Source organism: Actinoplanes sp. SE50/110, assembly GCF_900119315.1.
Lineage (GTDB): Bacteria > Actinomycetota > Actinomycetes > Mycobacteriales > Micromonosporaceae > Actinoplanes.
In genome coordinates this window covers 821,400-847,914 of sequence record NZ_LT827010.1, presented here as the reverse complement: position 1 = coordinate 847,914, position 26,515 = coordinate 821,400, and the positions used below count along the sequence as shown (strand labels likewise).

At 73.0% G+C, this 26,515-nt stretch carries 25 protein-coding genes; 4 read left to right on the top strand and 21 right to left on the bottom strand.

Annotated features, from left to right (window positions below; translation table 11 throughout):
• Positions 1-16: 16 nt before the first annotated feature.
• The 9 genes from ACSP50_RS03820 to ACSP50_RS03780 all read right to left on the bottom strand — a co-directional run bounded on the left by ACSP50_RS03820 (position 17) and on the right by ACSP50_RS03780 (position 10,654).
• Positions 17-1,654 carry a pitrilysin family protein gene (locus tag ACSP50_RS03820; RefSeq protein WP_014687834.1) on the bottom strand — a complete coding sequence of 546 codons (1,638 nt, stop codon included), beginning with the start codon at positions 1,652-1,654 and terminating at the stop codon, positions 17-19.
• Complete coding sequence (locus ACSP50_RS03815; protein ID WP_014687833.1) at positions 1,654-3,141, bottom strand: insulinase family protein; 1,488 nt, start codon at positions 3,139-3,141, stop codon at positions 1,654-1,656. The genes ACSP50_RS03820 and ACSP50_RS03815 overlap by 1 nt, the downstream gene beginning before the upstream one ends.
• Positions 3,138-4,028: a hypothetical protein gene (locus ACSP50_RS03810; protein WP_043513466.1), complete on the bottom strand. Its 891-nt coding sequence runs from the start codon at positions 4,026-4,028 to the stop codon at positions 3,138-3,140. Before ACSP50_RS03810 ends, ACSP50_RS03815 begins: the two co-directional genes overlap by 4 nt.
• A 54-nt stretch (positions 4,029-4,082) precedes the next feature.
• Positions 4,083-5,261, bottom strand: coding sequence for an ROK family transcriptional regulator (locus ACSP50_RS03805; RefSeq protein WP_014687831.1), 1,179 nt, complete (start codon positions 5,259-5,261; stop codon positions 4,083-4,085).
• A 31-nt stretch (positions 5,262-5,292) separates the two neighbouring features.
• A complete protein-coding gene (locus tag ACSP50_RS03800) occupies positions 5,293-6,552 on the bottom strand; it encodes a sugar ABC transporter permease (RefSeq protein WP_014687830.1) in 1,260 nt (419 codons plus the stop codon).
• On the bottom strand, positions 6,549-7,352 hold the full coding sequence (locus tag ACSP50_RS03795; protein WP_014687829.1) for an ATP-binding cassette domain-containing protein: 804 nt from the start codon (positions 7,350-7,352) through the stop codon (positions 6,549-6,551). Before ACSP50_RS03795 ends, ACSP50_RS03800 begins: the two co-directional genes overlap by 4 nt.
• A 152-nt stretch (positions 7,353-7,504) precedes the next feature.
• Positions 7,505-8,614 (bottom strand): sugar ABC transporter substrate-binding protein, encoded by a 1,110-nt coding sequence (locus ACSP50_RS03790; RefSeq protein ID WP_014687828.1) that lies wholly within the window; start codon positions 8,612-8,614, stop codon positions 7,505-7,507.
• A 355-nt stretch (positions 8,615-8,969) separates the two neighbouring features.
• Positions 8,970-9,452: a Cys-tRNA(Pro) deacylase gene (ybaK, locus tag ACSP50_RS03785; RefSeq protein ID WP_014687827.1), complete on the bottom strand. Its 483-nt coding sequence runs from the start codon at positions 9,450-9,452 to the stop codon at positions 8,970-8,972.
• A gap of 23 nt (positions 9,453-9,475) precedes the next feature.
• Complete coding sequence (locus ACSP50_RS03780; protein WP_043510794.1) at positions 9,476-10,654, bottom strand: methyltransferase domain-containing protein; 1,179 nt, start codon at positions 10,652-10,654, stop codon at positions 9,476-9,478.
• 216 nt (positions 10,655-10,870) lie between these two features.
• Between ACSP50_RS03780 and groES the strand changes: the two genes are divergently transcribed.
• Entirely contained in the window at positions 10,871-11,185 is a 315-nt protein-coding gene (gene groES, locus ACSP50_RS03775) for a co-chaperone GroES (RefSeq protein WP_014440794.1), read from the top strand.
• Positions 11,186-11,259: 74 nt separating this feature from the next.
• Entirely contained in the window at positions 11,260-12,906 is a 1,647-nt protein-coding gene (gene groL / locus ACSP50_RS03770) for a chaperonin GroEL (protein WP_014687824.1), read from the top strand.
• Positions 12,907-12,915: 9 nt separating this feature from the next.
• On the opposite strand, the gene ACSP50_RS03765 is transcribed toward groL, so the two are convergent.
• From ACSP50_RS03765 to ACSP50_RS03710, 12 genes are all read right to left on the bottom strand, one after another.
• Positions 12,916-14,718 (bottom strand): ABC transporter ATP-binding protein, encoded by a 1,803-nt coding sequence (locus ACSP50_RS03765; RefSeq protein ID WP_014687823.1) that lies wholly within the window; start codon positions 14,716-14,718, stop codon positions 12,916-12,918.
• Entirely contained in the window at positions 14,715-16,412 is a 1,698-nt protein-coding gene (locus tag ACSP50_RS03760; RefSeq protein WP_014687822.1) for an ABC transporter ATP-binding protein, read from the bottom strand. The genes ACSP50_RS03765 and ACSP50_RS03760 overlap by 4 nt, the downstream gene beginning before the upstream one ends.
• Before the next feature lie 43 nt (positions 16,413-16,455).
• Positions 16,456-16,710 carry a hypothetical protein gene (locus tag ACSP50_RS03755; RefSeq protein WP_014687821.1) on the bottom strand — a complete coding sequence of 85 codons (255 nt, stop codon included), beginning with the start codon at positions 16,708-16,710 and terminating at the stop codon, positions 16,456-16,458.
• Between the two features lie 9 nt (positions 16,711-16,719).
• Positions 16,720-17,772 carry a tRNA (adenosine(37)-N6)-threonylcarbamoyltransferase complex transferase subunit TsaD gene (gene tsaD / locus ACSP50_RS03750; RefSeq protein ID WP_014687820.1) on the bottom strand — a complete coding sequence of 351 codons (1,053 nt, stop codon included), beginning with the start codon at positions 17,770-17,772 and terminating at the stop codon, positions 16,720-16,722.
• On the bottom strand, positions 17,765-18,202 hold the full coding sequence (gene rimI, locus ACSP50_RS03745) for a ribosomal protein S18-alanine N-acetyltransferase (RefSeq protein WP_014687819.1): 438 nt from the start codon (positions 18,200-18,202) through the stop codon (positions 17,765-17,767). Before rimI ends, tsaD begins: the two co-directional genes overlap by 8 nt.
• Entirely contained in the window at positions 18,202-18,858 is a 657-nt protein-coding gene (gene tsaB, locus ACSP50_RS03740) for a tRNA (adenosine(37)-N6)-threonylcarbamoyltransferase complex dimerization subunit type 1 TsaB (protein WP_014687818.1), read from the bottom strand. Before tsaB ends, rimI begins: the two co-directional genes overlap by 1 nt.
• Before the next feature lie 10 nt (positions 18,859-18,868).
• A complete protein-coding gene (ung, locus tag ACSP50_RS03735) occupies positions 18,869-19,552 on the bottom strand; it encodes a uracil-DNA glycosylase (protein ID WP_014687817.1) in 684 nt (227 codons plus the stop codon).
• Positions 19,549-19,998: a tRNA (adenosine(37)-N6)-threonylcarbamoyltransferase complex ATPase subunit type 1 TsaE gene (tsaE, locus tag ACSP50_RS03730; RefSeq protein WP_014687816.1), complete on the bottom strand. Its 450-nt coding sequence runs from the start codon at positions 19,996-19,998 to the stop codon at positions 19,549-19,551. The genes ung and tsaE overlap by 4 nt, the downstream gene beginning before the upstream one ends.
• Positions 19,995-21,101, bottom strand: coding sequence for an alpha/beta fold hydrolase (locus tag ACSP50_RS03725; RefSeq protein WP_014687815.1), 1,107 nt, complete (start codon positions 21,099-21,101; stop codon positions 19,995-19,997). Before ACSP50_RS03725 ends, tsaE begins: the two co-directional genes overlap by 4 nt.
• Positions 21,098-22,216 (bottom strand): alanine racemase, encoded by a 1,119-nt coding sequence (gene alr / locus ACSP50_RS03720; protein ID WP_014687814.1) that lies wholly within the window; start codon positions 22,214-22,216, stop codon positions 21,098-21,100. The genes ACSP50_RS03725 and alr overlap by 4 nt, the downstream gene beginning before the upstream one ends.
• 36 nt (positions 22,217-22,252) lie before the next feature.
• Positions 22,253-23,704, bottom strand: a complete 1,452-nt coding sequence (locus ACSP50_RS03715; protein ID WP_014687813.1) for a bifunctional ADP-dependent NAD(P)H-hydrate dehydratase/NAD(P)H-hydrate epimerase — start codon at positions 23,702-23,704, stop codon at positions 22,253-22,255.
• Between the two features lie 84 nt (positions 23,705-23,788).
• A complete protein-coding gene (locus ACSP50_RS03710; RefSeq protein WP_014687812.1) occupies positions 23,789-24,157 on the bottom strand; it encodes a holo-ACP synthase in 369 nt (122 codons plus the stop codon).
• A gap of 134 nt (positions 24,158-24,291) precedes the next feature.
• Here ACSP50_RS03710 and ACSP50_RS03705 point away from each other — a divergent pair, with 134 nt between their 5' ends.
• Together ACSP50_RS03705 and ACSP50_RS03700 are read left to right on the top strand one after the other, a co-directional pair.
• A complete protein-coding gene (locus ACSP50_RS03705) occupies positions 24,292-24,579 on the top strand; it encodes a type VII secretion target (protein WP_014687811.1) in 288 nt (95 codons plus the stop codon).
• Between the two features lie 715 nt (positions 24,580-25,294).
• Positions 25,295-26,431, top strand: coding sequence for an alpha/beta hydrolase (locus ACSP50_RS03700; protein ID WP_085945544.1), 1,137 nt, complete (start codon positions 25,295-25,297; stop codon positions 26,429-26,431).
• Positions 26,432-26,515 lie beyond the last annotated feature (84 nt).

The window sequence follows — 26,515 nt, the reverse complement described above, 5'->3', positions numbered from 1 at the left end:
ACCGTGAAGCTGAACGTCACCTACCGAGGATCCGATACACCGCGAACACCACGATCAGCGCGATCGCGAAGAACGCGGCGGCCACCGGCGGGGCCAGGAGCCGCAGCGTCACCAGCCCGATCAGGCCGACCGCGGCGAAACTCAGGCGCCAGATCCGCTCGGTGCGGCGCGGGTCCCGGGGCGGCGGTGCCGGCGGCGCGGGCGGATGCGGGATCCGGGCCGGGTCGCGGGCCGCCATGGTGACCCGCTGCTCCGGCCGCACCCCGGTGTCCAACGCCGCGACCAGCGCCGGACCACCGTCCACCAGGGTCGGCTCGACGTGCACCTGGATACCGTCGTGGCCGATGAACCGGCGGGCACCGTCCGGCCAGGAGAGCACGCCGGCGAGGCCGTCGTACCGGACGGTGACGGTCGACGCGTCGCCGACCAGGCTGATTCCGTGCGTCCCGGCGATCAGCCGGTCCCCCGGGCGCTCCGGGTCGAGCAGGCGGTACTCGGCGCCGGTCACCGCCTCGGTGGAGCACTCCGGCGCGGCGGTGTACCCGGCCCACTCGGCGGTCGTCCGCCCCGGCGTCATCAACAGGCCGTCGGCGACCGCGAGGCGGCCGGCCACCGCGACGTCGGCCGGGGTGACCTCGCGCAGCTCGGCCAGCGCCTCGTCGAGCTGCCGCACCCGGCGGCCGGCCAGCAGGTTGAACACCTGCGCGGGCAGCCGGGCACCGGCCTCCTCGGCCCGGGCCAGGTCCTCGCAGCGCTGGTTGACCACGGCGGTGATCTCGGCCGGTGCGAAGCCGCCGTCCCGGGCCACCTCCAGCACCTCGACGAACCCGCGGAGCACCGCCTCCTGCTTCTCCGGCAGCGCGTCGGCGGCCGCGGTGATCACCATCGCGCCGTCGCCCCGCGATTCGAAGTCGGCCTGCACCGTGTAGGACAGTCCGCTCTCCTGACGCAGCGAGCGGAACAGCGCCCGCTCCAGCACGCCGGCCAGCACCGCCGCGGCCGGTTGCCGGGGCACCGCGGCGTTCCAGGCGACCACGTTCTCCGGGCCGGCGAAGTAGGCGGGACGACAGGGCAGCGCGTTCGACGGGGCCGGGGCCGGCCGGCGTTCGCCGTGCGGCAGCCGCAGGTCGAGGCCGTCCGGCACGCCCGGGCCGGCGATCCACAGGGCCGCGTTCTCCGCGGTGAACCAGCGGGCCACCCAGTCGCGCAGGTCGTCCGGAGTGAGTCCGGTCAGGCCCCACTCCGGGAAGGCCGGCATGCCGTAGTCCCGGGCGCCGTGCCGCCACAGCCCGAGCGGGCCGGCCGGGCTCTCGCCGCGACCGTTCTCCTCGGTGCGCAGGATCTCCTTCTCCACCGGGAGCCGCGACATCGGCAGCTCGCGCAGGCCGGCGCAGACCCCGTTGAGGAAGGTGACGATGTCCGCCTCGGCGCCCTGCATGTGGAAGTACGTGTACTCCACCCCGGTGGCGCCGTTGTAGTGGTAGTCGGCCACCCCGAACGAGAACAGTGCGAGATGCTCGATCAGGTGCGTGATACCCCGCTTGGCCAGCGGCTCGTCGGCATGCCCGACCCGGAAGACCAGGCCGGCGTGCATCGGCCCGGTGGCCGGGGCGAGCAGGGCGGGAATGCCGCCGATCTCCCGTTCGGTGATCATCAGGGCTGTCTCCGGCGCGGGAAGCGGAGCACCTCGCGGAGCGGGCGGCGCTGCCGGGGTGGCGGCTGCGGGATCTGCTCCCGGACCGGCATGGTGATCCACCGGTCGGCCGGCACCTGCGCGTCGGCCTCCCGGGTCAGCCGGGTACCGGCGCGCAGCAGCGAGGGCTCGACCCGGACCGTGATCGCGTCCGGCCCGATCAGATGGCGCGCACCGTCCGGCCAGACGAGCATCGCGGCGCACTCGTCGTAGCGCACCGTGGCGGCCGTCCCGCCGGCCACGTGGCTCAGTCCCCCGGCACCGGCCACCAGGTGGTGCCGGGGGTCGTTGACCGCCCGGTGCACCCGGCCGGTGACCGCCGACTCGGAGCGGGTCGGCCCGGCGGTGTAGCCCGCCCAGCCGGCACCGGTGCCGGCCGGGGTCATCAGCAGCCCGTTGCCGTACGCCGCGGCGGCCACCTCGGCGACCTGCTCCGGCGTGACCGCGCGCACCTCGGCGACCGCCTCGTCCAGATCCTTGAGCTCGCGCCCGGCCAGCAGGTTGAACGCCTGCCCGGGCAGCCGCCCGCCGCGGGTGTCCGCCTCGGCCAGGCCGTCCGCGGTGAGCCGCACCACGGTGGCCACGTCCGCCGGGTCGATCCGGCCGACCCGCATCGCGGCCAGCACGTCGGCCAGCGAGCCGAGCGCCGCCTCGCGCCGGCCCGGCAGCGCCTCGGCATGCGCGACGATCCGGGCGGTGCCGCCGGCCCGCGGCTGGTAGTCGGTGCGCACCGGGCCGGAGACGGCGTCCCGCTGCCGGAGCTCGCGGACCATGTGCCGCTCCAGCACGTTGGCGAAGACCGCGGCGCGCGGCGCCCGGGTCACCACCGCGTCCCAGGCCAGCTCGTCGCCCGAGCCCTCGAACCAGGCCGGGGTGATCGGCAGCGCCGAGGACGGGACCGGCGCCGGCCGTCGCTCGCCCGGCGGCAGGTGCAGTTTCAGACCGGCCGGGATCTGTTCGCCGGCGACCCAGAGGGCCGCGTTCTCCCGGGTGAAGTAGCGCGCGATCCAATCCCGCAGCTGCTCGGCGGTGAGCCCGTCGAGACCCCACTCGGGATAGCCGGCGGCGCCGAAATCGCGGGCGCCGTGCCGCCACAGGGCCAGCGGGTCGCCCTGCTCCCGGTGTTCCCTGAGGCGGTCCCGGACCTGCTCCAGCCGGTCGACCGGCGGCTCGCGCAGGGCGTCGCAGACCCCGGTGAGGAAGGTGGTGATCTCGTCGGCGTCGCCGCGCACGTGGAAGAACGTGTGCTCGGCGCCGGTCATCGGTTGGTGCTGCCGCCCGGTGGCGCCCGGGCCGTCCAGCACCAGGTGCTCGACCAGCCGGGTGACGCCGCGGCGGGGCAGCGGCTCGTCCGCCACCCCGACCCGGAAGACCAGGCCGGCGTGCATCGGGCCGGTGGTCGGCGAGAGCACGGCCGGCACCCCGTCCACCTCGAGCCGGGTGATCATGCGGCACCTCCGTCCGGCAGCGCGCGCTCGGCGTACTGGCTGATCACGGTGACCGGGTCGCCGAGGCAGGACCACGGCCACCCGGTGGCCAGACCGTCCAGGGCGGTGAACAGCGAGGCCACCGCGGGCATGTCGTCGAGCAGCGCGAAGGCCACCGCGAAGACGTTCATCACGTGCACCCAGCCGTGCGTACGCCGGAAGTCGGCGTGCCAGACCGAGCTCTTCGCGGCGTCGTAGAGCCCGGAGCGCACCGCGTCGGCGGCCAGATAGGTGCGCCGGGCCGCGGTGTCCCGCAGCGCCAGCCAGTGCTCGATGTGCACCTCGGCGATCAGCACGTGGCTCAGCGAGCCGGGCGGCGCGGCCTCGGCGGCCGACCGGGCGAACTCGTGCGCCCGGTCCCAGTCACCGCCCCACTGCGGACACAGCTGCCGCGCGAACCCGGACTGCCCGGGCAGGAAGTGCGGATCGATTGCGGCCAGCCGGTCGTAGCGGCGGCGAGCCTCGGACTGCCCCAGGCCGAGGAGGCGGGCGGTGCCCAGCCGGGCGGCCCAGACGGCCGGATCGTCCGGGGCGCGGGCGGCCGCGTCGATCAGCTCGATCTCGGCGGCCCGCCAGCGTTCGGCGGAGCCGGCGACCACGGTCAGATGCCGGCCGAGCAGCGCCGCCGCGGTGCTGTCCGCCGGATCGGCGGTGCGCACCCCGCGCAGGAACCCGGCCACCTCGGCGGCCTCCGCGGCGGCGTCGATCAGGAAGCCCCGCTCCACCGGCTCCGCCGCGTCCAGCAGGGCGCGGCAGGCGGTCCAGTCCCGCGCGTCGAGTGCGGCCCGGAGTTCATTGATCTTCGGGTACGCGACGGCGGGATCCAGGACGGGGTGGTGCGGGGGCATGCGCGGCAGCATAGAGCTTCCGGGGCCGTTCGCGCGTCCCGGGTGATCGGGCGTTCAGCTGATCAGCGGGTCGTCGAGCAGGTGCTCGAAGGCGAGTTCGGCCGCGCCGATCAGGGCGGCGTCCGCGCCGAGCTCCGGGGTGCGCAGCCGGACGTGCTCCCGGCAGGCCGGCAGCCCGACCGAGTTGAGCCGGCTGCGGATCTGGGCGGCCGCGACCAGATAGACGTCGCGCAGCGTGCCCCCGAAGATCACCACCTCCGGGTTGAAGATGTTGACCAGGTTGCCGACGCCGAACCCGATCCAGTCGCCGACGTGCCGCAGCGCGTGCTGCGCCTGGCTGTCCCCGCGGACCGCGGCGTCCACCACCTCCAGCACCACGTCGCGTCCGGTGCGGTCGGCCCGGCCGGACAGCCGCAGCAGCGCGTGTTCGCCGATCTCGGTCTCCCAGCAGCCGCGGGAACCGCAATCGCAGGGCCGGCCGTACGGGTTGACCACCATGTGGCCGACCTCGCCGCCGTACCCGCCGTGCCCGGTGACCCGCCGTCCGCCGGCCACGATGCCCGCGCCGACGCCGACATCGCCGTACAGGTAGATGACGTTGTCGCAGCCGACCGCCGCGCCGCGCGCGTGTTCGGCGAGCGCGCAGACGTCCGCGTGGTTGCCGATGCTGAGCCGCCCGGGTGCGCCGAGCTCGGACCGCAGCGCGGCGCCGACCGGCTCCTCCACCCAGCCGATGGTCGGCGCCAGCCGGACCATGCCGTCCTCGCGGCGCACCATGCCGGCCACCGCGAGACCGCTGCCCACGCAGCGGGCGTCGTCGCTCACCTGGTCGTGCATCGCCCGGACGAACCGGGCCAGCGGCTCGACCGCCTCGTCCGCGCTCATCCCGGGCGGCCGGACGGTCTCGTACTGCTCCAGGATCTGCCCGCCCAGCCCGACCCGGGCGGCGCGCAGCCGATCCACCTCGATGCTGAGCGAGTACGCGAAGACCGTGTCCGACTCGGGCCGGACGACCAGTGACGGCCGTCCGGCCCGGCCGGTCTCCTTCGGCACCGCCTCGCTGACCAGACCAGCGCTGATCAGCTCGGCGGTGAGTGCCCCGATGGTGCTGCGGTTGAGGCCGAGCCGGGTGGTGAGTTCCGCCCGGGAGGTGGCGCCGTGCATGTGCACGTACCGCAACAGCGTCCCGAGATTGTGGCGGCGAACCTCTTCCTGGCTGGGGCCGGCGCGCATCAGCTCGCCGACCCCCGCCCCCGGCTCCGACTCACCGGTTGCCCGAGGCGGCCGCCCTGCGGCGGGCCAGCGCGTCGACGCTCGCGGCGAGCAGCAGGATCAGACCGGTGAAGATGTACTTGGTGCCCGGCTGGTACCCCATCAGGCCCATGCCGTTGTCGATCACCGCGATCACCGCGCCACCGATCACCGCGTTGATCACCCTGCCCTTGCCACCGAAGAGGCTGGTGCCGCCGATCACCGCGGCGCCCACCGCGTACAGCAGGATGTTGCTGCCGCCGGTGTTCGGGTCGACCGAGGTGGCCCGGCTGACCAGCATGATGCCGCCGATCGAGGCCATGAACGAGCAGATCACGAAGACCGAGATGCGGATCCCGTCGACCGGGATGCCGGCGCGGCGGGCCGCCTCGGTGTTGCCACCGACCGCGTAGACGTGCCGGCCGTAGGTGGTGCGGCCCAGCACGAACGTCCAGATGACGAGGAACGCCACGATGATCGGGACGACGATCGGCACGCCCTTGAGCGAGTTGAGCGCCGGGTTGATCGCCCGCTCCTGGGTGAGCACCGCGGTGGCGATCAGCACGATGGCCGCCAGGCCGCCGACGCGCAGCAGCACGATGCCGATCGGCTCGGTGATCAGGCCGCGCTTGGCCCGCGCCCGGACCCGGTTCAGCTGCACCGCGGCGAACACCACGACCGCCAGGACGGCGAAGCCCCAGCTCAGACCGATCGAGAGGTTGTCGTTGTTGAGGCTGTTGACGAACTCGTCACGGGTCGAGATGTTCTTGCCCTCGCCGAGCAGCTTCAGCAGCACGCCCTGGAAGGCCAGGAAGGCGGCCAGGGTGACGACGAACGACGGGATCTTGACCTTGGCGACCAGCGAGCCGAGGAGCAGGCCGATCACGACGCCGGTGAGCATCGCGGCCGGGATCGCCAGGTAGGCCGGCTGCCCGTGCTCGGTCAGCATGATCGCCATGATCGCGCCGCAGACGCCGCTGGTGTAACCGGCGGACAGGTCGATCTCGCCCAGCAGCAGGACGAAGACCAGGCCCATCGCGATGAAGATGACGCCGGCGCCCTGGTTGAACAGGTTGGCGAAGTTGCGGCCGCTCAGGAACGTGTCGCTGCGGGCCACGCCGAAGACCAGGGAGAGGACGATCAGGCCGAGCACGGCCGGCAGGGTGCCGAGGTCGCCACCGCGCACCCGGGCCCAGTAGTCGCGGATGTGGCTGCTGACCGTCGGCTTGACGGCCTGGATGCCACCCGCCGTGGTGGTGGTCGTGGTGGTCACTGCTCTTCTCCCGGCGTGATGTCGACGAAGTCGGAGGGCTTCTCGGGCGGCAGACCGAGGTTGCCGCTGCGCCCGGCGGTGATCAGCTCGACGACCTGGGAGTGCGTCACATCGGAGCTCTTCACCTGGGCGGCCATCCGGCCGAGGTAGAGGGCGGCGATCCGGTCCGACACGGCGAAGACGTCGTTCATGTTGTGCGAGATCAGCACGACGCCGAGACCGTTGTCGGCCAGCCGGCGGACCAGCTCGAGCACCTGCGCGGTCTGCGCCACGCCGAGGGCCGCGGTCGGCTCGTCGAGGATGACGACCTTGCTGTTCCAGAGCACGGCCTTGGCGATCGCCACGGTCTGCCGCTGACCGCCGGAGAGGCTGGCGACCAGCTGGCGCAGCGACTTGACGGTGCGTACCGAGAGGCTGCGCAGCGTCTCGCCGGCCATCTCCTCCATGGTCGCCTCGTCGAGGACGACGCCGCGCTTCTTCTCCCGGCCGAGGAACATGTTCTGGACGATGTCCAGGTTGTCGCAGAGCGCGAGGTCCTGGTAGACGACCTCGATGCCCAGAGCCGACGCGTCCCGGGGGCTGTGGATGGCGACCTCTTTGCCGTCGAAGACGGCCGTGCCCGAGTCGATGTTGTAGATACCGCTGATGCACTTGACCAGGGTGGACTTACCGGCGCCGTTGTCGCCGACCAGGGCGGTGACCTCGCCCGGGTAGACGTTGAGTCCGACGTCGTGCAGGACCTGGACGGGACCGAAGCTCTTGTTGATCCCGCGCAGTTCCAGTAGGGGTGTCGCGGCCACGGATGGTTCTCCTTCGCTCGGTGACCGGTTGGATCGCGCGCCTGACGCCCCTCGACACTGAGAGGCAGCGAAACCGACTCCGGCGCCGCCCACCTCAAGGTGGGCGGCGCCGTCCTCAGCCGTCAAACGGTGGGGGCTGGTTCAGCCGATGGTCAGCTGATGCCAGCGTCGGTGCAGGCCTTGGCGAAGTCCGCGGTGCAGAGCTCCTCCTTGGTCACGAAGCCGTCCGCCACGACGTCCTTGACGTTCGCCTTGGTGATCGACTGCGGGTCGAGCAGGACCGACTTGACGTCCTTCTTCGACTCCGGGTCGGTGACGCTGCCGGTCGCCGTGGTCGGCGCCTGGCCCTTGGCCAGCGAGATGGCCAGCGCGGAGGCCGCGTCGGCCTCCTTCTTGATCGCCTTGTAGACCGTCATGCACTGGTCGCCGGCGAGGATGTTCTGCAGACCCTGGACGGTGGCGTCCTGGCCGGTCACCGGGACCTGGCCGTTCAGCTTGTTCTTCTTCAGCACCGAGATCGCCGCGTTGCCGAGACCGTCGTTGGCGGCCAGCACACCCTTGATGTTCTTGTTGCTGGTCAGCATCTGCTCGAAGATGGTGCCGCCCTGGGCGTTGTCCCAGTCCGGAACGCTCTGGTCCGGGCCCTTGACGTAGTCGCCCGAGTCGTACTTCGGCTTGAGCACCGAGTCGTAGCCCTGCTTGAACAGCGTGGCGTTGTTGTCGGTCGGCGAGCCGTTGAGCTCGGCGATGACCGGCTTGGTGACCTTGGCCGCGGTCAGGCAGTCGACCAGGCCCTGGCCCTGCAGCTGGCCGACCTTGGTGTTGTCGAAGGACACGTAGAAGTCCGCGCCACCGTTGAGGGTCAGACGGTCGTAGTCGATCGTCGCGATACCCGCGTCCTTGGCCTTCTTCAGCACCGCGGCACCGGAACCCGAGTCCAGGTTGACGATGACCAGGACCTTGACGCCCTTCGAGATCATGCCGTCGGCGATGCTCGCGAACTGGGTCTTGTCGCCCTGCGCGTTCTGGATGTCGGCGTCGACGCCGGCCGCCTTGAACGCGTCGGTCAGGTACTTGAGGTCCGCGGTCGCCCAGCGAGCCGAGCTCTTGGTGTCGGGGAGGATGACGCCGACCTTGCCCGCCGAAGCGGCGTTGCTGCCGCCCGAGCTCGGGGTCGTGTCGTCCTTCTTGTCGCCACAGGCGGCCATGCTTCCGGTGGCCAGCAGGCCGACCGCGGCAAGGGCGAACAGTCCCTTACGCATTCCGTATGTCCTTTCGGGGGGTAAATCCGGGCCTTCGTTCGGATTTTTCAGGGGTGGTGCGTGCCTGGGAGTGTCGCTCCCCTGGGCGCCGATGGATCAGGAACCGGTTTGTTGTGCCCGGCAACGTATTCCGACGGTGGCCTGGAACACAAGCCACTGCGGAGATCTATCTCGTAACGCTGGATAACAATCCCGCAACACGGCCGGGCCGGAACCGGTACGACCTGCCCCGGAAAGTGGCGTTCCCCAACGCATGACGTAACGCTAAGTAAGAATCGGCCGCGAGGGAGCCGGATCCGGCAAGGTCGGCCGGACAAACCTGACGGTCATCGCACGGCGCCGGCGGGACGAGCCGTCACGCCCGGATGGCCGCGACGGTGGCGCTGGTCAACCGGACCAGGTCGGCCGGCGCCAGGCTCACCTGCAGACCGCGGCGGCCGGCCGAGACGTACATCGGCTCCGCACCGAACGCCGAGTCGTCGATCACTGTGGGCAGTCGCCTGCGCTGACCCAGTGGACTGATCCCGCCGCGGACGTAGCCGGTGCTGCGCTCGGCCGTCGCCCGGTCGGCCAGCGCCGCCCGTTTCCCGCCCGCCGCGTGCGCCAGCGCCTTCAGGTCGAGCTCGCCGGTGACCGGCACCACACCGACCACCAGGGCACCGTCCACCTCGGCCACCAGCGTCTTGAACACCCGCTCCGGCGCCACGCCCAGAGCCGCCGCGACCAGGGCGCCGTAGTTCGGCGCGTCCGGCGACACCTGGTACGGGTGCAGGGTGTGCGCCACCCGCTGCGCGGTCAGCAGCACAGTGGCCGGGGTGCCGGCCGCCCTCTTCGGCATGACCGCACGCTACCCCCGAGCCCTCAGGAGTGCTCGGTCAGCAACACCGTGGGGGCACCGTCCACCCGGGTCAGGACCAAGCCCGCGGCCTGCGGCCCGGACAGTTTCAGATCCTTGCGCAACTGATCCGGTACGAGCGCCGAACCCCGCTTGCGGATCTCCAGGGTGCCCACCCCGCGGTCGCGCAACAGCGCGCGCAGCCGCTTCAGCGAGAACGGCAGCACGTCGGTCACCGCCAGCCGCCGGGCGAACGGGGTGTCCACCGGGTCGTCGGTGTAGACGTAGGCGATCTCCGGGTCACCCAGCCGCCCGCCGATCCGCTCGGCGAACTCGGCCACCAGGTGCGACCGGACCACCGCCGGATCGGGGTCGTAGAACCACGCGCCGACCGGGCCGACCGGGGCCCGCCGGTCCCCCGTGCCGGTGAGCTCGCCGACCCCGGCCAGGGTCGCCCGGCGCGGCACGGCGGCCAGCGGACCGCACCAGAAGGCCGCCTCCACCAGGTCGCCGCCGACACTCACCCACTCGCCCTCGGCGCCCGGCGGCAGCAGCCCGTGGTCGATCCCCGGGGCCAGCTTGAGCACCGTGCGGGGGACCCGGCCGGCCAGTCCGGCGACGAAGTCCCAGGGCGGCGAATACGACTTCGGGTCGAACACCCGGCCGCGGCCGCTCTGCCGGCGGGCCGGATCGGCGAAGACCGCGTCGAACCTCTCCACCGTGACGGTGGTGGCGTCGGCGCAGGTCACGGTGATCCGGTCGGCCAGGCCGGCGGCGTGCGCATTCGCCGCGGCGAGGGCGGCGGTGGCCGGGTCGGCGTCCACCGCGTACACCGTGATCCCGTGCCGCGCGGCGGCGAGCGCGTCGGCGCCGAGGCCGCAACCGAGATCGGCGAGGCTGGTGACGCCGGCCGCCACCAGCCGGGCCGCCCGGCGATCCGCGACCACCGCCCGGGTGGCCTGCTCCAGGCCGTGCCGGGTGAAGAACATTCCGGCGGCGTCCGGGCCGAATTTCATCGCCGCCCGGCGGCGCAAACTAGCCTGGGTGAGTGCGGCTGCGGCCAGCTCCGCGCCGAAGCCCCGGGCCCGCAGGGCCGAGGCCGCGGCGAGCGGCTCGCCGTCGCCCATCCCGGTCGCCACGGCCAGGGCCTGCTCACCTTCCGGGGTCTGCAGCAGAGCAAGGAGTTCAGGGGTCACACCAGGCATTCTCCCCGGCGTGACAGGTTGGCACTCTGGTTGACGGAGTGCTAGTTCCGGCATAATCTCCGGTTAGCACTCTCAACATGAGGGTGCCAGCCGCCCCGGCCCTGCCGAGGTGGCTAGGCACCAGGCGGACCGGCACCCGCGACGACGGCCCCGCCCGGTGGCATGAGGCATTGACCGGCCTGGCTCATGGCCGGCGAAACCTGTACCCAGGAGGGTATGCCCGTGACTACCGCGACCAAGGTTGCGATCAAGCCGCTCGAGGACCGCATCGTGGTCCAGGCCAACGAGGCGGAGACCACCACGGCGTCGGGCATCGTGATCCCCGACACCGCGAAGGAGAAGCCGCAGGAGGGCACCGTCCTCGCCGTCGGCCCCGGCCGGATCGACGACAAGGGCAACCGCGTCCCGCTCGACGTCAAGGTCGGCGACGTGGTCCTGTACTCGAAGTACGGCGGCACCGAGGTCAAGTACGCCGGTGAGGAGTACCTGGTGCTCTCCGCCCGCGACGTCCTCGCGGTCATCGAGAAGTAAAGACCTGACTGACTGCGCAGACGCCCTGTTCCGGATCTTCGGGGCAGGGCGTCGGTGCGTGAAGGGACCACTACATGGCGAAGATCCTCAGCTTCTCTGACGACGCCCGGCACCTCCTGGAGCACGGCGTCAACACGCTCGCCGACACGGTCAAGGTCACTCTCGGCCCGCGCGGCCGCAACGTCGTCCTGGACAAGAAGTTCGGCGCTCCGACGATCACCAACGACGGCGTGACCATCGCCAAGGAGATCGAGCTCACCGACCCGTACGAGAACCTCGGCGCCCAGCTGGTCAAGGAGGTGGCGACCAAGACCAACGACGTCGCCGGCGACGGGACCACCACGGCGACCGTGCTCGCCCAGGCGCTGGTCCGCGAGGGCCTGCGCAACGTCACCGCGGGCGCCAACCCGATCGGCCTCAAGCGCGGCATGGACCTGGCCGCCGAGGTCGTCTCCAAGGCGCTGCTGGCCAAGGCCGTCGAGGTCGCCGACCACAAGGCGATCGCGAACGTGGCCACCATCTCGGCCCAGGACGCCACCATCGGTGAGCTGATCGCCGAGGCGATGGACCGGGTCGGCCGCGACGGCGTGATCACCGTGGAGGAGGGCTCGGCGCTGCACACCGAGCTCGACGTCACCGAGGGTCTGCAGTTCGACAAGGGCTTCATCTCCCCGAACTTCGTGACCGACGCCGAGTCGCAGGAGGCGGTGCTGGAGGACGCGCACATCCTCCTCACCACCCAGAAGATCTCCAGCATCGAGGAGCTGCTCCCGCTCCTGGAGAAGGTGCTGCAGACCGGCAAGCCGCTGCTCATCGTGGCCGAGGACGTCGAGGGCCAGGCCCTGTCCACCCTGGTGGTCAACTCGCTGCGCAAGACCATCAAGGTCGCCGCGGTGAAGGCGCCCGGTTTCGGTGACCGCCGCAAGGCGATCCTGCAGGACCTGGCGATCGCGACCGGTGGCGAGCTGATCGCCCCCGAGCTCGGCTACAAGCTCGACCAGGTCGGCGTCGAGCAGCTGGGCAGCGCCCGGCGGATCGTCGTCGACAAGGAGAACACCACGATCGTCGACGGCGGCGGCAACTCCGCCGACATCGCCGACCGGGTCGCGCAGATCCGCAAGGAGATCGAGGCCTCGGACTCCGACTGGGACCGCGAGAAGCTCTCGGAGCGGCTGGCCAAGCTCTCCGGCGGCATCGCGGTGATCAAGGTCGGCGCCGCGACCGAGGTCGAGATGAAGGAGCGCAAGCACCGCATCGAGGACGCCATCGCGGCGACCAAGGCGGCCGTCGAGGAGGGCACCGTCCCGGGCGGCGGCGCCGCCCTCGCGCAGGTCGCCACGGAGCTCGACGGTGGTCTGGGGCTGACCGGCGAGGAGGCGATCGGCGTCTCGATCGTCCGCAAGGCGCTGGTCGAGCCGCTGCGCTGGATCGCGCAGAACGCCGGCCACGACGGTTACGTCGTGGTGGCCAAGGTCGCCGAGCTGGGCTGGGGCCACGGCCTCAACGCGGCCACCGACCAGTACGTGGACCTGGCCGCGGCCGGCATCATCGACCCGGTGAAGGTGACCCGCAACGCGGTCTCCAACGCCGTCTCGATCGCCGCGCTGCTGCTGACCACCGAGAGCCTCGTCGTGGAGAAGCCGGCCGAGCCGGCCCCGGCGGCTGCCGGCGGGCACAGCCACGGTCACGGGCACGGCCACCAGCACGGTCCCGGCTTCTGATCGGTTGCACTAGAAGGGCGCGTCCTGGCGGGGGCGCGCCCTTGCCATGTCCGGAGGCTTCTCCGGGGCTTCGCCACCGCCCTGCCAGGAGCGCCACAGGGCGGCGTACGACCCGTTCGCCGCCACCAGGTCGGCATGCGAGCCCAACTCGGTGATCCGGCCGTCCTCCACCACCGCCACCCGGTCGGCGTCGTGGGCGGAGAACAGGCGGTGCGCGATCGCCACCACGGTCCGCCCGTGCACCACGGCCGCCAGCGACCGTTCCAGATCACGGGCCGCCCCCGGGTCCAGCAGCGCCGTGGCCTCGTCCAGCACCAGCGTGTGCGGGCCGGCCAGGACCAGCCGGGCCAGCGCCACCTGCTGCGCCTGGGCCGCGGTCAGCACCTGCCCGCCGTCTCCGACCTCGGTGTCCAGCCCGTGCGGCAGCGCGTCGACCCACTCCAGGGCATGCACGGCGGCAAGCGCGGTGCGCACGTCCGGTTCCGGCGCGTCCGGCCGGGCCATCGCCACATTGTCGCGCAGCGTCCCGATGAAGATGTGATGCTCCTGACTGACCAGCGCCACCTCGGTGCGCAGCCGGTCCGGGGCGAGCGCACCCAGCGGCACGCCACCGACCGTGACACTGCCGGCGGTCGGCTGGTGCAGCCCGGCCAGCAGCCGGCCGAGCGTGGATTTGCCGGCGCCGGACGGGCCCACCACGGCCAGCCGCTCCCCCGGCCGCAACGTCAGGTCGACACCGTGCAGCACCTCACGGCCCGCCACGTAGCCGAAGCGCAGGCCGCGCACCTCGATCCGGGGACCGTCCGGGACCGGGGCGGCCGGCCGGGGCGGCTCGGCGGTCGCGGTCACCCCGAGCAGCCGGGCCAGCGAGGCCGCGCCCACCTGCAGCTCGTCCAGCCAGGAGAGCAGCCGGTCGAGGGGGTGGATCAGCTGCTGGACGTAGACGACGGCCGCGGTCAGCTGGCCCAGGCCGACCGTTCCGCGCAGATAGAGCCAGCCCCCGGTGAGCAGGGTCAGCACCATCGGCAGCACGTAGCTGACCTCGATCACCGGCCACCACACGGTGCGCAGGAAAAGCGTGTACCGCTCGGCCCGCCAGGACCGGTGCAGATCCCGGTCGGTACGCGCGATCCGCTGCCCCTGCCGGCCGAGCGCCTCCACCGTGCGGGCGCCCTCGACCGTCTCGGCCAGCCCGTCGGTGACGTCCGAGTACGCCGCGTTCTGCCGCAGATAGCCGGCCGGGGCGCGCCGCACGTACCACCGCGTGCCGGCCACCGTGATCGGCACCCCGATCAGCAGCGGCAACGCCAGCACCGGCGACACCGCGACCAGCGCGACCACCACCAGCCCACCGGTGAGCAGCGCGATCGTGGTCTCCGGCACGGCCAGCCGGACACATTTGGAGAGCGCGTCCACGTCCCGGGTGGTACGGGTCAGCAGGTCCCCGGTGCCGGCCGACTCGACCGTGCCCAGCGGCAGGGACAGCGCCCGGGCGATGAACTCCTCCCGGAGCCGGGCCAGCACCTGCTCGCCGAGCCGGGCCGAAGCCAGGTAGGCATAGCGCACCAGCACCGCCTGCACCAGCACGAAACCGGCCAGGGTGGCGGCCAGCCGGTTCAGCTCGGCCTCGTGCACCCCGCGCTGCACCCCCTGCACCAGCTCGCCGAGCAGGCGCGGGCCGGCCAGCCCGGCGCACGCGGCGAGCAGGTGCAGCCCGACCGTGGCCCGGAACATGCCGGGGTGGCTGCGGAACAGGGATCGGGCGTACCGCCAGGCCTGCGCGCGGCCGGCCACCGGAAGCGGACGGCTCACGACAGCTCCTCGCGCAGCACCACACGGGCGTAGCCGGGCTCGGCGGCGAGCAGCTCCGGATGCGCCCCGGCAGCGGTCACCCGGCCGCACTCCACGAAGAACACCCGGTCGGTGTGCGCCAGCACCAGCGGGCTGGAGGTGCAGACGACCGTGGTGCGGCCGGCCCGTACGGCGCGCAGCCGCTCGGCGATCCGGGCCTCGGTGTGCGCGTCGACCGCGTTGGTCGGCTCGACCAGGATCAGGAATTCCGGGTCGGCGACCAGCGCCCGGGCCAGCCGCAGCCGTTGCTGCTGACCGCCGGAGAACGACCGGCCGCGCTCGGCGACCACACTGTCCAGACCGCCCGGCAGACCGTCCACGATGTCCTGTGCCGACGCCGCCGCGAGCGCCTCGGCCAGCCGCGGGGTCCGGTGCGGATCGAGGTCGGCGCGCAGCCGCCCGGAGAACAGCCGCGCCTCGTTCTCCACCACCAGGATCCGCTCCCGCACCACCTCCAGCGGGATCGCGGTCAGCGGTGTGCCGTCCCAGGTGGCCCCGGGCGCGTACCGGCCGAGCCGGTCGGCGATCCGGGCGGTGTCGGCCGGATCCTCGGCCACGATCGCGGTGAGCCGGCCGGGCATGACCAGCACCCCGGAGAGGGGGTCGGCCAGTTCGCCGCCGGGCGGCGGTACCGTCACCGGCGGCTTCGCCGGCGGATCGGGCAGGTCACGGCGCAGGCCGAGCATGTCGGCGACCCGGCGGGCCGAGACGTGCCCGCGGGTCAGTTTGTCGATCGAGTCGGTGAGCTGCCGCAGCGGCGAGACCAGGAAGGCGGCGTACGCGTAGAACGACACCAACTGGCCGATCGAGATCCGGTGCTCGGCCGCGAACCGGGCCCCCAGCCAGGTGATCAGCACCAGCAACGTCCCGGGCAGCAGCACCTGGGCGGCCTCCAGCAGCGACTCCACCTCGGCGGTGCGCACCCCGGCCACCCGCAGCGCCTGCGACCGCTGCCGGTACCGCGCCACCATGACCGCCTCGCCGCCCACCCCGCGCAGCACCCGCAACCCGGTCACCAGGTCGGCGGCCTGCCCGGTGAGCCGGCCCTGCCGCTCCCGGTAGGTCTGCTGACGCGCGTGCAGCGGGCCGATCAGTCCACCTACGACGATCATCAGGGCCGGCACCCCGATCAGCACCACCAGGCCGAGCGGGACCGAGGTGCGCAGCAGCAGCACGGTGACCGTGCCGACCGCGACCAGCGCCCCGGCGCCCCGGGCCGCGACGTCCACCGCGCCGCCGATGTGGTTGATGTCCGAGGTGCCGATCGCCACCACCTCGCCGGCCTCCAGCCGCCGCGGCAGCGACGAGCCGAGCCGGTTCGCCTGCCGGACGGTGACCTGCACCGTCCGGAAACCGGCACCGAGCCAGTTGACCACCGAGAACCGGTGCCGGCTGATACCGGCGACGGCCTGCGCCACCCCGGCCGCGAAGAGCACCAGCCCCCAGCCGAGCAACGCCCGGCCACGGCGTTCGGCGGCCGCGTCGATCGCCTCACCGACGATCGCCGGCACCAGCGACTGGCACCCCATCCAGGCGATCGCCAGCGCGATCGCAGTGAGCATCGTCATACGGGAGCGCCGGATCAGCCAGCTCAGGTAACGCGTGGCGGACCGGGCGTCGGGCAGGCCGGGATCGGCCACGGGCAGTCTGCGCATCAGGCCCCGACGGTACGGCCGGGAACGCCCGTGCTGCGACCGCTCAGCGATCGACGGGGGTGAAATCCCAGACGTGCGGAGCGCGTGCCACCAGCTTCTCCGGCGGGCTGGGCAGGCTCTCCGGGGTGTTTCGCCATTTGGAGATGACGACGATGCGATGATCCGTGGACGAATAGACGTCACTCGACACATGTTGTGGCAGCACCTCGAGGCTGGGCACCGCCGTGTCGCAGACCCAGCTCAGCAGCTCATCGAAGCCGCTGCGCGAGGCCCGCACCTCCCACATCCGCGCGATCATGTTCGCTTCCTACCCCGCGACGCTGACCGCGGTCAAACCCATCGCGGAATCCGCCGGAAGGTCGAGACGACTCGGCGCGACGCCGGCGGCCACCAGATGCGAGCCGAGCGCCGCGACCATCGCGCCGTTGTCCGTGCACAACTGCGGCCGTGGTACGCGTACCGCGATCCCGTGCCGGGCCGCCCGCTGCTCCGCCAGCACCCGCAACCGCGAGTTGGCCGCCACACCCCCGCCGATCACCAGGGTGCCCACCCCGTGCTCCCGGCAGGCATCGATCGCCTTGGCGGTCAGCACGTCGCAGACGGCCTCCTGGAAGCTGGCCGCGACGTCGGCCACCGGGACCGGCTCGCCGGCCCGCTCGCGCGCCTCCACCCAGCGGGCCACCGCCGTCTTCAGCCCGGAGAAGGAGAAGTCGAAGCGGTGCGCGGCCAGGTCCTTGGCGGCGGTCAGCCCGCGCGGGAAGGCGATCGCGCCGGCGTCACCGTCCCGTGCCGACCGGTCGATGATCGGGCCGCCCGGGAAGCCCAGCCCGAGCAGCCGGGCCACCTTGTCGAACGCCTCGCCGGCCGCGTCGTCGATGGTCGCCCCCAGCGGGGTCACCCCGGCCGTCAGGTCGTCGACCAGCAGCAGCGACGAGTGGCCGCCGGAGACCAGCATGGCGATCGCCGGCTCGGGCAGCGGGCCGTGCTCCAGAGTGTCCACCGCGACGTGCGCGGCCAGATGGTTCACGCCGTAGATCGGCTTCTCCGCGGCCAGTGCGTATCCCTTGGCGGCGGCCACCCCGACCAGCAGCGCGCCGGCCAGGCCGGGGCCGCTGGTGACCGCGATCGCGTCGACGTCGGCCAGCGTGACACCGGCCTCGTCCAGCGCCCGCCGCATGGTGGGGACCAGCGCCTCCAGGTGGGCGCGGCTGGCCACCTCGGGGACCACGCCGCCGAACCGGGCGTGCTGGTCCACACTGGACGCCAGTGCGTCGGCGAGCAGGGTGTGGCCGCGCACGATGCCGACACCGGTCTCGTCGCAGGAGGTCTCGATCCCGAGGACCAGGGGCTCGTCACGCATCTCGCATCATCACCAGGGCGTCGGTGTTGCTCGGTTGGTAGTAGCCGCGCCGGATGCCGACCGGCTCGAAATCGTAGGTGGCGTACAGCTTCTGTGCCGGATGGTTGTCGACGGCCACCTCGAGCAGGGTGCGGCCGACGCCCCGGCGGGCCGCCTCGGCGAGCAGATCCTCCAGCAGGGCGCGGCCGATGCCGCCGCGCTGGGCATCCCGGCGGACCGCGATGTTCTGCACCCAGGACTCCTCCCGGTCCACCACGGACAAACCGGCATAACCGGCTATGTCATCGTTTTCCAGGGCAACGATGTAGTAGTTCCGCTGCGCCAGCTCATTCCAGAACATGGCGGCGGACCACTTCTCCGGCCCGAAGAGATCCTCCTCCAGCGGGAGGATCGCCTCGATGTGCCACCAGCGGAGTCGCTCGATGCGCATCAGGTCAGCACCGGCTTGCGACCGGCCGGCTCGACGGCGTCCGGACGCCGCAGATAGAGCGGGGTGAGGATCTCGCTCGCGGCCCCGGCCCGGACCCGGTCGGCCGCGAGGGCCACCAGCGCGGCACCCGGCGGGTAGAGCAGGTGCTCCTCCACCGGCAGCCCGAAGACGTCCCCGTACTTCAACGCCCCCTCGCCCGCCGCCCTGTCCGCGTTCACCGTGACATCGGCGGGCTTGGAGACATCGGGACCACCATTGCGTACGCCGTCGACGTACGACGCGAAATACACCTCGCGCCGCCGCGCATCGGTGGCGATCAGCACCCGCCCCGGCCCGGCCGCCCGCCCCAGCGCGTCCAGCGAACACACCCCGTACGTCGGGATGCCCAGCGCCTGCCCCATCGCCGCGGCCGTGGCCAGCCCCACCCGCAGGCCGGTGAACGGCCCCGGGCCCAGGCCGGCCACGATCGCGGTCAGATCCGATGGTCGCACCCCGGCCGTGGCGAGCACCGCGGCGATCTCCGGCGCCAGTTTCTCGCCGTGCGCCCGGGGGTCGACCGTGCGACTTTCCGCCACCCCGAACAAACCGTCTGCGGTGACCTCGACGAGCGCCGCCGTCGAGGCGGGCGTTGCGGTGTCCAGAGCGAGTACGAGCACGGTGAAAACCCTAGACGGTGGCCCGCGGGTCCCAGTTCACCACCGGCCGGCCGCCGTCGGCGAGTGCCTTGTTGGCGGCGCTGAACGGGCGGCTGCCGAGAAACCCGGCGGGGTTCATCGGGCTCGGGTGGCCGGCCTCGATCACCGCGTGCACCGGGTTGGTGACCAGCGCCGCCTTCTTCTTCGCGTAGTTGCCCCAGAGCAGGAAGACGACCCGCTCGTTGCGCTCGTTCAACGCCCGGATGGTGGCGTCGGTGAACGTCTCCCAGCCCTTGTTGGCGTGCGAGGCGGCCTTGCCGGCCCGGACCGTGAGCACCGCGTTGAGCAGCAGCACCCCCTGCCGCGCCCAGCCGGTCAGGTCGCCGCTCTTCGGCGGGGCGATGTTGACGTCCTCGGCGAGCTCCTTGAAGACGTTGCGCAGCGACGGGGGCACCCGGACCCCCTCGCGGACGCTGAAGCTCAGCCCGTGCGCCTGGCCGGCGCCGTGATACGGGTCCTGGCCGAGGATCAGCACCCGGGTCTGCTCCGGCGAGCACAGCCGGTACGCCGCGAACAGGTCCTCCGCCGGGGGGTAGACGGTGTGCTCGGCGTACTCCGCGGCGACGAACTCGCCCAGCTCGGCCGTCGCCTGCGCATCCAGGAAGGGGGCCAGCTCGGCGCGCCACTCGGCGGGGAGGTGCTCGGTCAGGTTCACATCTGCTCCAGTCGGTGTGCCCAGTCGCCGCCGTGCGGCGTCAGCTCGATCACTCGGGTGTCGTCGTCCAGCCGCTCGAGGCGGACGAGGAGATGTTCGTCGTTCAGTTGCTCGACCAGACCGGCGCCCCATTCCACCACGGTGACCGCCTCGTCGGCGGAGGCGTCCAGGTCCAGGTCGTCGATCTCGGCGCGCGGGTCGGGGCGGTCGCCCAGCCGATACGCGTCGGCGTGCACCATCGGCACCGGGCCGCGGTGCACCCGGGCGATCACGAAGGTCGGCGAGGTGATCGGCCCCTGCACGCCCAGCCCGGTGCCGATGCCCTGGGCCAGCGCCGTCTTGCCGGCCCCCAGCGGCCCGGTGAGCAGCACCAGGTCCCCCGGGCGCAGCACGGCGGCGAGCCGGCGGCCGAAGGCCCGGGTCTGCTCGACGGTGGTCAGCTTCACGAGATCTTCTCCAGGAACGGGATCAGGGCCGCGTTCACCTCGTCGGCCTTCTCCAGCATGACCACGTGCCCGCTGTTCTCGATCTTCAGCAGCTCGGCCTGCGGAAGCTCGCGGATGATCTGCTCGGAGTGGGTGACCGGGGTGAGGTAGTCCCGGTCGCCGACGACGACCAGCACCGGGACGCCGCGCAGCGCGGACAGCGCCGGCAGCCGGCTGTGGCGATACAGCGTGTTCAGGTATTTGGTGAGGGTCTCCACCGAGGTCCGCGAATTCATGCTCTCCACGAAGGTGACCAGCGACGGGCTGGGCCGGGCCTCCCCGAACCCGTACCGCCGGGTGAGCAGCCAGGCCAGGTCGGAGGAGGCCACCCGGGCCCGGTCGATGGTGCCACCGCCCAGCTTGGCCGCCCGATCCCAGAGCGGGAAGAACGGCGCGCTGGCCCGGGCCACCACGTTGGTCAGGCCGAGGGTCGCCTTGTCGAACAGCCCGGCCGAGGTGGACATCAGCACCACGCCGGTCACCCGGTTGCCGAACCACTCCGGGAACTGCTCGGCGAACGCCATGATCGTCATGCCGCCCATCGAGTGCCCGACCAGGATGATGTGCCCGTCCGGGACGGTCGCGTCGAGCACGGCGGCCAGCGAACGGCCCAGGGCGGCGATGTCATACGCCCCGGACTGCAGCCTGCTGGAACGGCCGTGGCCGGGCTGGTCGTAGAAGACCAGGCGGTGGTCGCCGCGCTCGGCCAGCGCCTTGCGCTGGAAGTAGAAGGTGCCCATGTCCAGCGCGAAACCGTGCACGAAGACGATGGTGGGTTTCTCCTTCCGGCCGCGCCCGGGCCGGCCGGTCCAGCCGCGGGGCTCCTCGGCCCGCGGATCGACGATCTCCACGTGCAGCTCGGTGCCGTCCGCCGCGGTGACGGTGCGCTCCTCGTCATAGGGCTGATCGCCGAACGGCTCGTCGACATAGGGATCACCGGGCTTGTTGACCGAGCGCCGGACCAACACCCGCTCCACGGCGAACGCGGTCGCCAGACCGGCCGCCGCCACCCCGACGACCGCCCCGGCTATCCCGGCCGTCTTGGCCGCACGGGACCGGCTCACGCGACCTCCCCGGTGTAGACCCGCGGCACCCGCCCGCTGCCGAACCGGGTGACGATCTCGTAGTTGATCGTGCCGGCCGCCGCCGCCCAGTCGTCCGCGGTGGGGCCGCCGTCGTCACCCGCCCCGAAGAGCGTCGCCACGTCACCGGGCGCCACCGGGGCGTCACCCAGGTCGACCACGAACTGATCCATGCAGACCCGCCCGGCGATCCGCGCGGTGGTCGTGCCGATCCGCACCGGGCCGGCGCTGGATGCGTGCCGCGGCACCCCGTCGCCGTAGCCCAGCGGGACCACGGCCAGGGTGGTCTCCCGCTCGGTGTGATAGGTCAACCCGTAGGACACGCCCTGCCCGCCCGGCACCCGCTTGGTCATCGTCACCCGGGCGCGGGCCGTCATGGCCGGACGCAGGCCGTAGGTCTCGCCCGCGATCGGCGACAACCCGTACGCCGCGATGCCGACCCGGACCAGGTCGAAGTGCGTGTCGGGACGGGTCAGCGTGGCCGCCGAGTTGGCGATGTGCCGGTAGCGCGGGGTCAACCCGAACCGCTCCGCCACGGCCAGGCCGTCGGTGAACGCGGCCAGCTGGCGGTCGACCGACTCGTGGCCCGGCTCGTCGGCACAGGCGAAGTGGCTCCACACCCCGGTCACCTCGACGTCCCCGCCGGCCTGCGCCTTGGCCGCCGCCTCGAACAGGGCCGGCCACTCGGCCGGCACCGCGCCGCCCCGGGACAGCCCGGTGTCGAGTTTCAGGTGCACCCGGGCCGGCCGCCCGGCCCGGCGCGCGGCGGTGACCAACTCGTCGAGCAGTTCCGGGGTGGCCGCGCTCAGGTCGACGCCGGCCGTGATCCCCTCGTGCAGCGGCTGCCCGGGGGCGAACAGCCAGGCCAGCACCCGGGCCTCGATCCCGCCCCGGCGCAGCTCCAGAGCCTCGTCGAGGGTGGCCACGCCGAGCCAGGTGGCGCCGCCGGCGACCGCGGCCCGGGCGGCCGGAACCATGCCGTGCCCGTAGCCGTCCGCCTTGACCGCGACCAGCACCTCGGCGGAGGTGCCGGCGCGCAGCATCGCGACGTTGTCCCGGATGGCGTCCAGATTCACGCGGACTTCGGCCTGCCACATGTCATCCACCCTACTGAGGGGTACGACAGTTTCCGTTCACCCCAGTAGGTGGGCCAGCACCGGCCGGATCGCCGCCGCCACATCCGGCGAGGTGACCGGCCCGTCCGCCGCCGCATGCCGGCCGGCCAGCCCGTGCACGTACGCCGCCGCCACCGCCGCCCGCACCGGCGGCAGCCCGGCCGCCAGCAGCGACCCGAGCAGCCCGGCCAGCACGTCCCCGCTGCCCGCGGTGGCCAGTGCCGGGCTGCCGGTCGGATTGGCCCAGATCTCTCCGCCCGGCGTCGCCACGATCGTCCGGTCGCCCTTGAGCAGCACCACCGCGTTCGTCCAGGCGGCCAGCCGGGCGGCCGCGGCCATCCGGTCGGCGCCCGGCGCCTCCCCGGCCAGCCGCTTGAACTCGCCGTCGTGCGGGGTCAGCACCAGCGGCGCGTCCCGGCGCAGGTGCTCGGCGTGCTCCCCGCCGACCAGCAGGGTGATCGCGTCCGCGTCCAGCAGCACCGGCAACGAGGTGGCCAGCACGCTGCGCAGCTCGGTGCGGGCCTCGTCGCCGGTGCCCAGCCCGGAACCGCAGACCCAGGCCTGCACCCGGCCGGCGTCGGCCACCTTCGGCGCCGCCACCACCGACGGGTGGGCGTGGACCACCTCCCGGTGGGCGCTGCCGGCGTACCGCACCATGCCGGTCGGGCCGGCCAGCGCGCCGGCCGTGGAGAGCAGCGCGGCACCCGGATATCCGGCCGAACCGGTGGCCAGGCCGACCACGCCGCGGGTGTACTTGTCCGAAGCAGCACCGGGACGCGGCCACCAGGCGGCGATGTCGGCCGCCTCGGCCACCCGCACCGCCGGGTCGGCGACCAGCGCCGGGCCCAGACCGATGTCGACCAGCTCGACGTGCCCGCAGCGGGGCGCCGCGGGGCCCACCAGGTGGGCCGGCTTCAGACACCCGAAGGTGACCGTGACATCGGCGTCCACCGCGTCGCCGGGCACGTCGCCGGTGTCCACCCGCACCCCGCTCGGCACGTCGACAGCCACGATCAAAGGCCGATCACCGGTACGTCCCCGCAGCTCGCCGAGCGCCCCGACGAGCGCCGCGGCGGGCGGTCGCAGCCCACCGCTGGCCCCGATCCCGACGATCCCGTCCAGCACCAGATCGACCCGGGTGGGCAGGTCGGCGGTGGTGAAGCCGCCCGCCTGCCGCAGCGCGGCGAGCCCGGCCAGATGCACCCGGTCCGGGCTGAGCAGCAGCGCCCGCACCTGCGCCCCGCGCCGCGCCAGCAGGGCCCCGGCGTACAGCGTGTCACCGCCGTTGTCGCCGCTGCCGACCAGCAGCAACACCCGGGCGCCGTACACCCCGCCGGAGTCCTCGAGCAGCAGCGCACAGCGGCGGGCCAGACCGGCCGCGGCCCGCTGCATCAGCGCACCCTCCGGCAGCGTCGCCATCAGCGTCTTCTCCGCCGCGCGCACATCGGCGACCCGCCATGCCTGCCGCATCTCTCCCCCTACCGCTAGGCCGGCCTTCTCCACTGCCCGGCTGTCACTGCCCGGCTGTCACTACCCGGTCTCGCTGCTCCGCTCTCACTGCTCGGCGACCACCATCGCGGAGGCGATCCCGCCGTCGTGCGACAGCGACAGGTGCCATCGGTTGATGCCGCGCTCGGAGGCGGCGGCGGCGACCGTACCCGAGACGGTCAACCACGGCCGCCCGTCCGGGTCGGTGACGATCTCGCAGTCGTGCCAGCGCAGCCCCACCGGCGCGCCCAGCGCCTTGGCCACCGCCTCCTTGGCCGCGAACCGGGCGGCCAGCGACTCCGGCGAGCGCGGATTGCCCGAGCCGGTCAGCCGCTCAGCCTCGGTGAACAGGCGGTCCCCGAGCAGCGGGGTGCGGTCCAGAGCGCGGGCGAAGCGGTCGACCAGGACGACGTCGATGCCGACAGACACGATCACAACGGACACCCTAACGGTCGCCGGACCGCCTGTGGACAAGCCGCGAACCGTTGTCCACAGGCCGTCCCGGCGGGCCGGAAAACGGCCTACCTTCGGCGCATCCGTTCCGCCGGCCCGCCCCAGGAGGTTGCCCCATGAATCCGGATCTCGACGTGGATACCGAGACACTGCACCGGATCGCCGACGCGACGGAGGGAACGGCGTCCCGGGTGCGCGAGGCCGCCTCGTCGGCCCCGCACCCGGTCGCCGGCCCCCAGTGGGCCACCACCGGCGCCGCCACCATCACCTCGGACACGGCTGCCCGAACCCTGCGCCAACTCGGCGCCGACCTCTCCGACACCGCCTCCAGGATCAAAACCACCATCACGGCGTACGCGGCGGCCGACACCCGAGCCGCCACCCGCCTCCGGTCCACCCGATGAGCCTGCACCCGATGAGCGTCACCCTGCCGAGCATCAGCCCGATGATCGTCGCCGCAATGGACGTCGACGCGATGGGCAACGCCCCCATGAACCTCAACGCGAGGAGCAACGCCCGATGAGCGTTCACCCGGTGACCGTCGGGCCGACGCTCACCGTCACCTATGACCGTCTGCGCGTGACCGACCCGGCTCGCTGGGCCGCAGCCGCGCTGACCTGGCGCCGCTGGGCCGCCCTGGCAGGCGTGCTGTGCGCCGAGTTCGGGCCACTGATCGAGGGCTTGCGCACAGCCTGGTCCGGCGCAGCCGCCGAGGCCGCGGTCCTCCGGCTGGCCACGCTCCGCCGCCGTCTGGTGGTGTTCCGCCTGCTCTGCTGGCGAGCCGACCAGATCCTCAGCGAGTTCGCCGCCGCTCTCACCCGAGCCCGCGCACTTCTGGACCGGGCCCGGGCCGCCGCAGCCGCCGCGGCCAGCTCGGGCGGCCTCGGCCAGGGCGGTACCGGCCCGGGCGCCGGCGGCACAAGCGCAGGCTTGGCCGACGCGGGCTCGGGCAGCACAGGCGCGGGCACCGCAGGCGCAGGCTCGGGCAGCGCAGGCGCAGGCTCGGGCAGCGCAGGCGCAGGCAGCGCAACAGCGGGCTCGGGCCGTGCAGGCGCAGGCAGCGCAACCGCGGGCTCGGGCCGTGCAGGCGCGGGCGGAGGTCGGGGCGGAGCAGGAGGCGTGGATCTGGTGCCCGGCGTGCCCGGGCCGGGCGCCGCCGAGCTCGGCAACGCTCTGCGGCTCGCCGCGAGCGCCGACGCGAGCGCGGCAGCGCGTCTGGCCGAGCTGACGGCGATCCCGGTGGCGCCGGCTTCCGACGACCGGCCGAGTTGCACGGCCACCCCGGCGCAGGTCCGGTTGTGGTGGGCCGCCCTGTCCCCGGGTGAGCGGATGTGGCTGCTCGGCACCGAGCCGACTGCCTTCGGCGGGCTCAACGGGATCCCCGCCGCCGACCGTGACCTGGCCAACCGGTTGCTGCTCGCCGATCGCCGCGACGAGCTGTTGCGGCACGGCGGGACCGCGGGCACCGTGCAGGGTCTGGACCGCCTGGCGGACCGGCTGGCCGACGACCGGGGCCCCCGGGCGTACCTGATGGGCCTCGACGTCTCCGGCGACGGCCGGGCGGTGGTCGCCTTCGGCGACCCGGATCGGGCCGCCAATGTGCTGACCCACGTTCCGGGCATGACCTCGGACCTGGCCTCGCTGAACGGTGAGCTGACCCGCGCCGAGCGGGTCGCCGGCCGGGCCACCGACCTCGGCCCGGCCGAGGCGACCAGCGCCGTCCTGTGGCTCGACTACGACGCCCCGGATTTCCTGCCCGAGGCCTCGTCGGCCCGCCAGGCCCGGGACGGCGCCGGTGCGTTGCGGTTGTTCCAGGACGGCCTGCGGGCCACCCACGAGGGCGCGGCCGCCCGGCAGACGGTGCTCGGCCACAGTTACGGTTCGCTGGTCGTCGGCGAGGCGGCGACCGGCGGCCTGGACGCGGACCGGGTGGTGTTCGTCGGCTCACCCGGCGTCGGCGTCGAATCGGCGGCCCAGTTGCACCTGCCGGCCGACCGGGTGTTCGCCTCGACGTCGATCAGCGACCCGATCCAATATCTGGCGGTCTCCCCGGCCGGCGCGGCCCGGGAGTTGGTGCCGGGCCTGGGGCTGGCGCCCACCGAGCACCTCTGGTTCGGCCACGACCCGAGCGACCCGGCCTTCGGCGCCCAGGTGTTCCACACCCAGGCCGACGGCGGCCACCTCGGCTACTGGGATCCCGGCAAGCCGGCCCTCGACGCCCTCGCCACCATCACCCTGGGCGGACACCCGAAATGACCGGCAGAGCACACGACCCCGACCAGCAGCCCGACCAAGCACACGACCCCGACCAGCAGCCCGGGCGAGTGCACGACCCGGGCC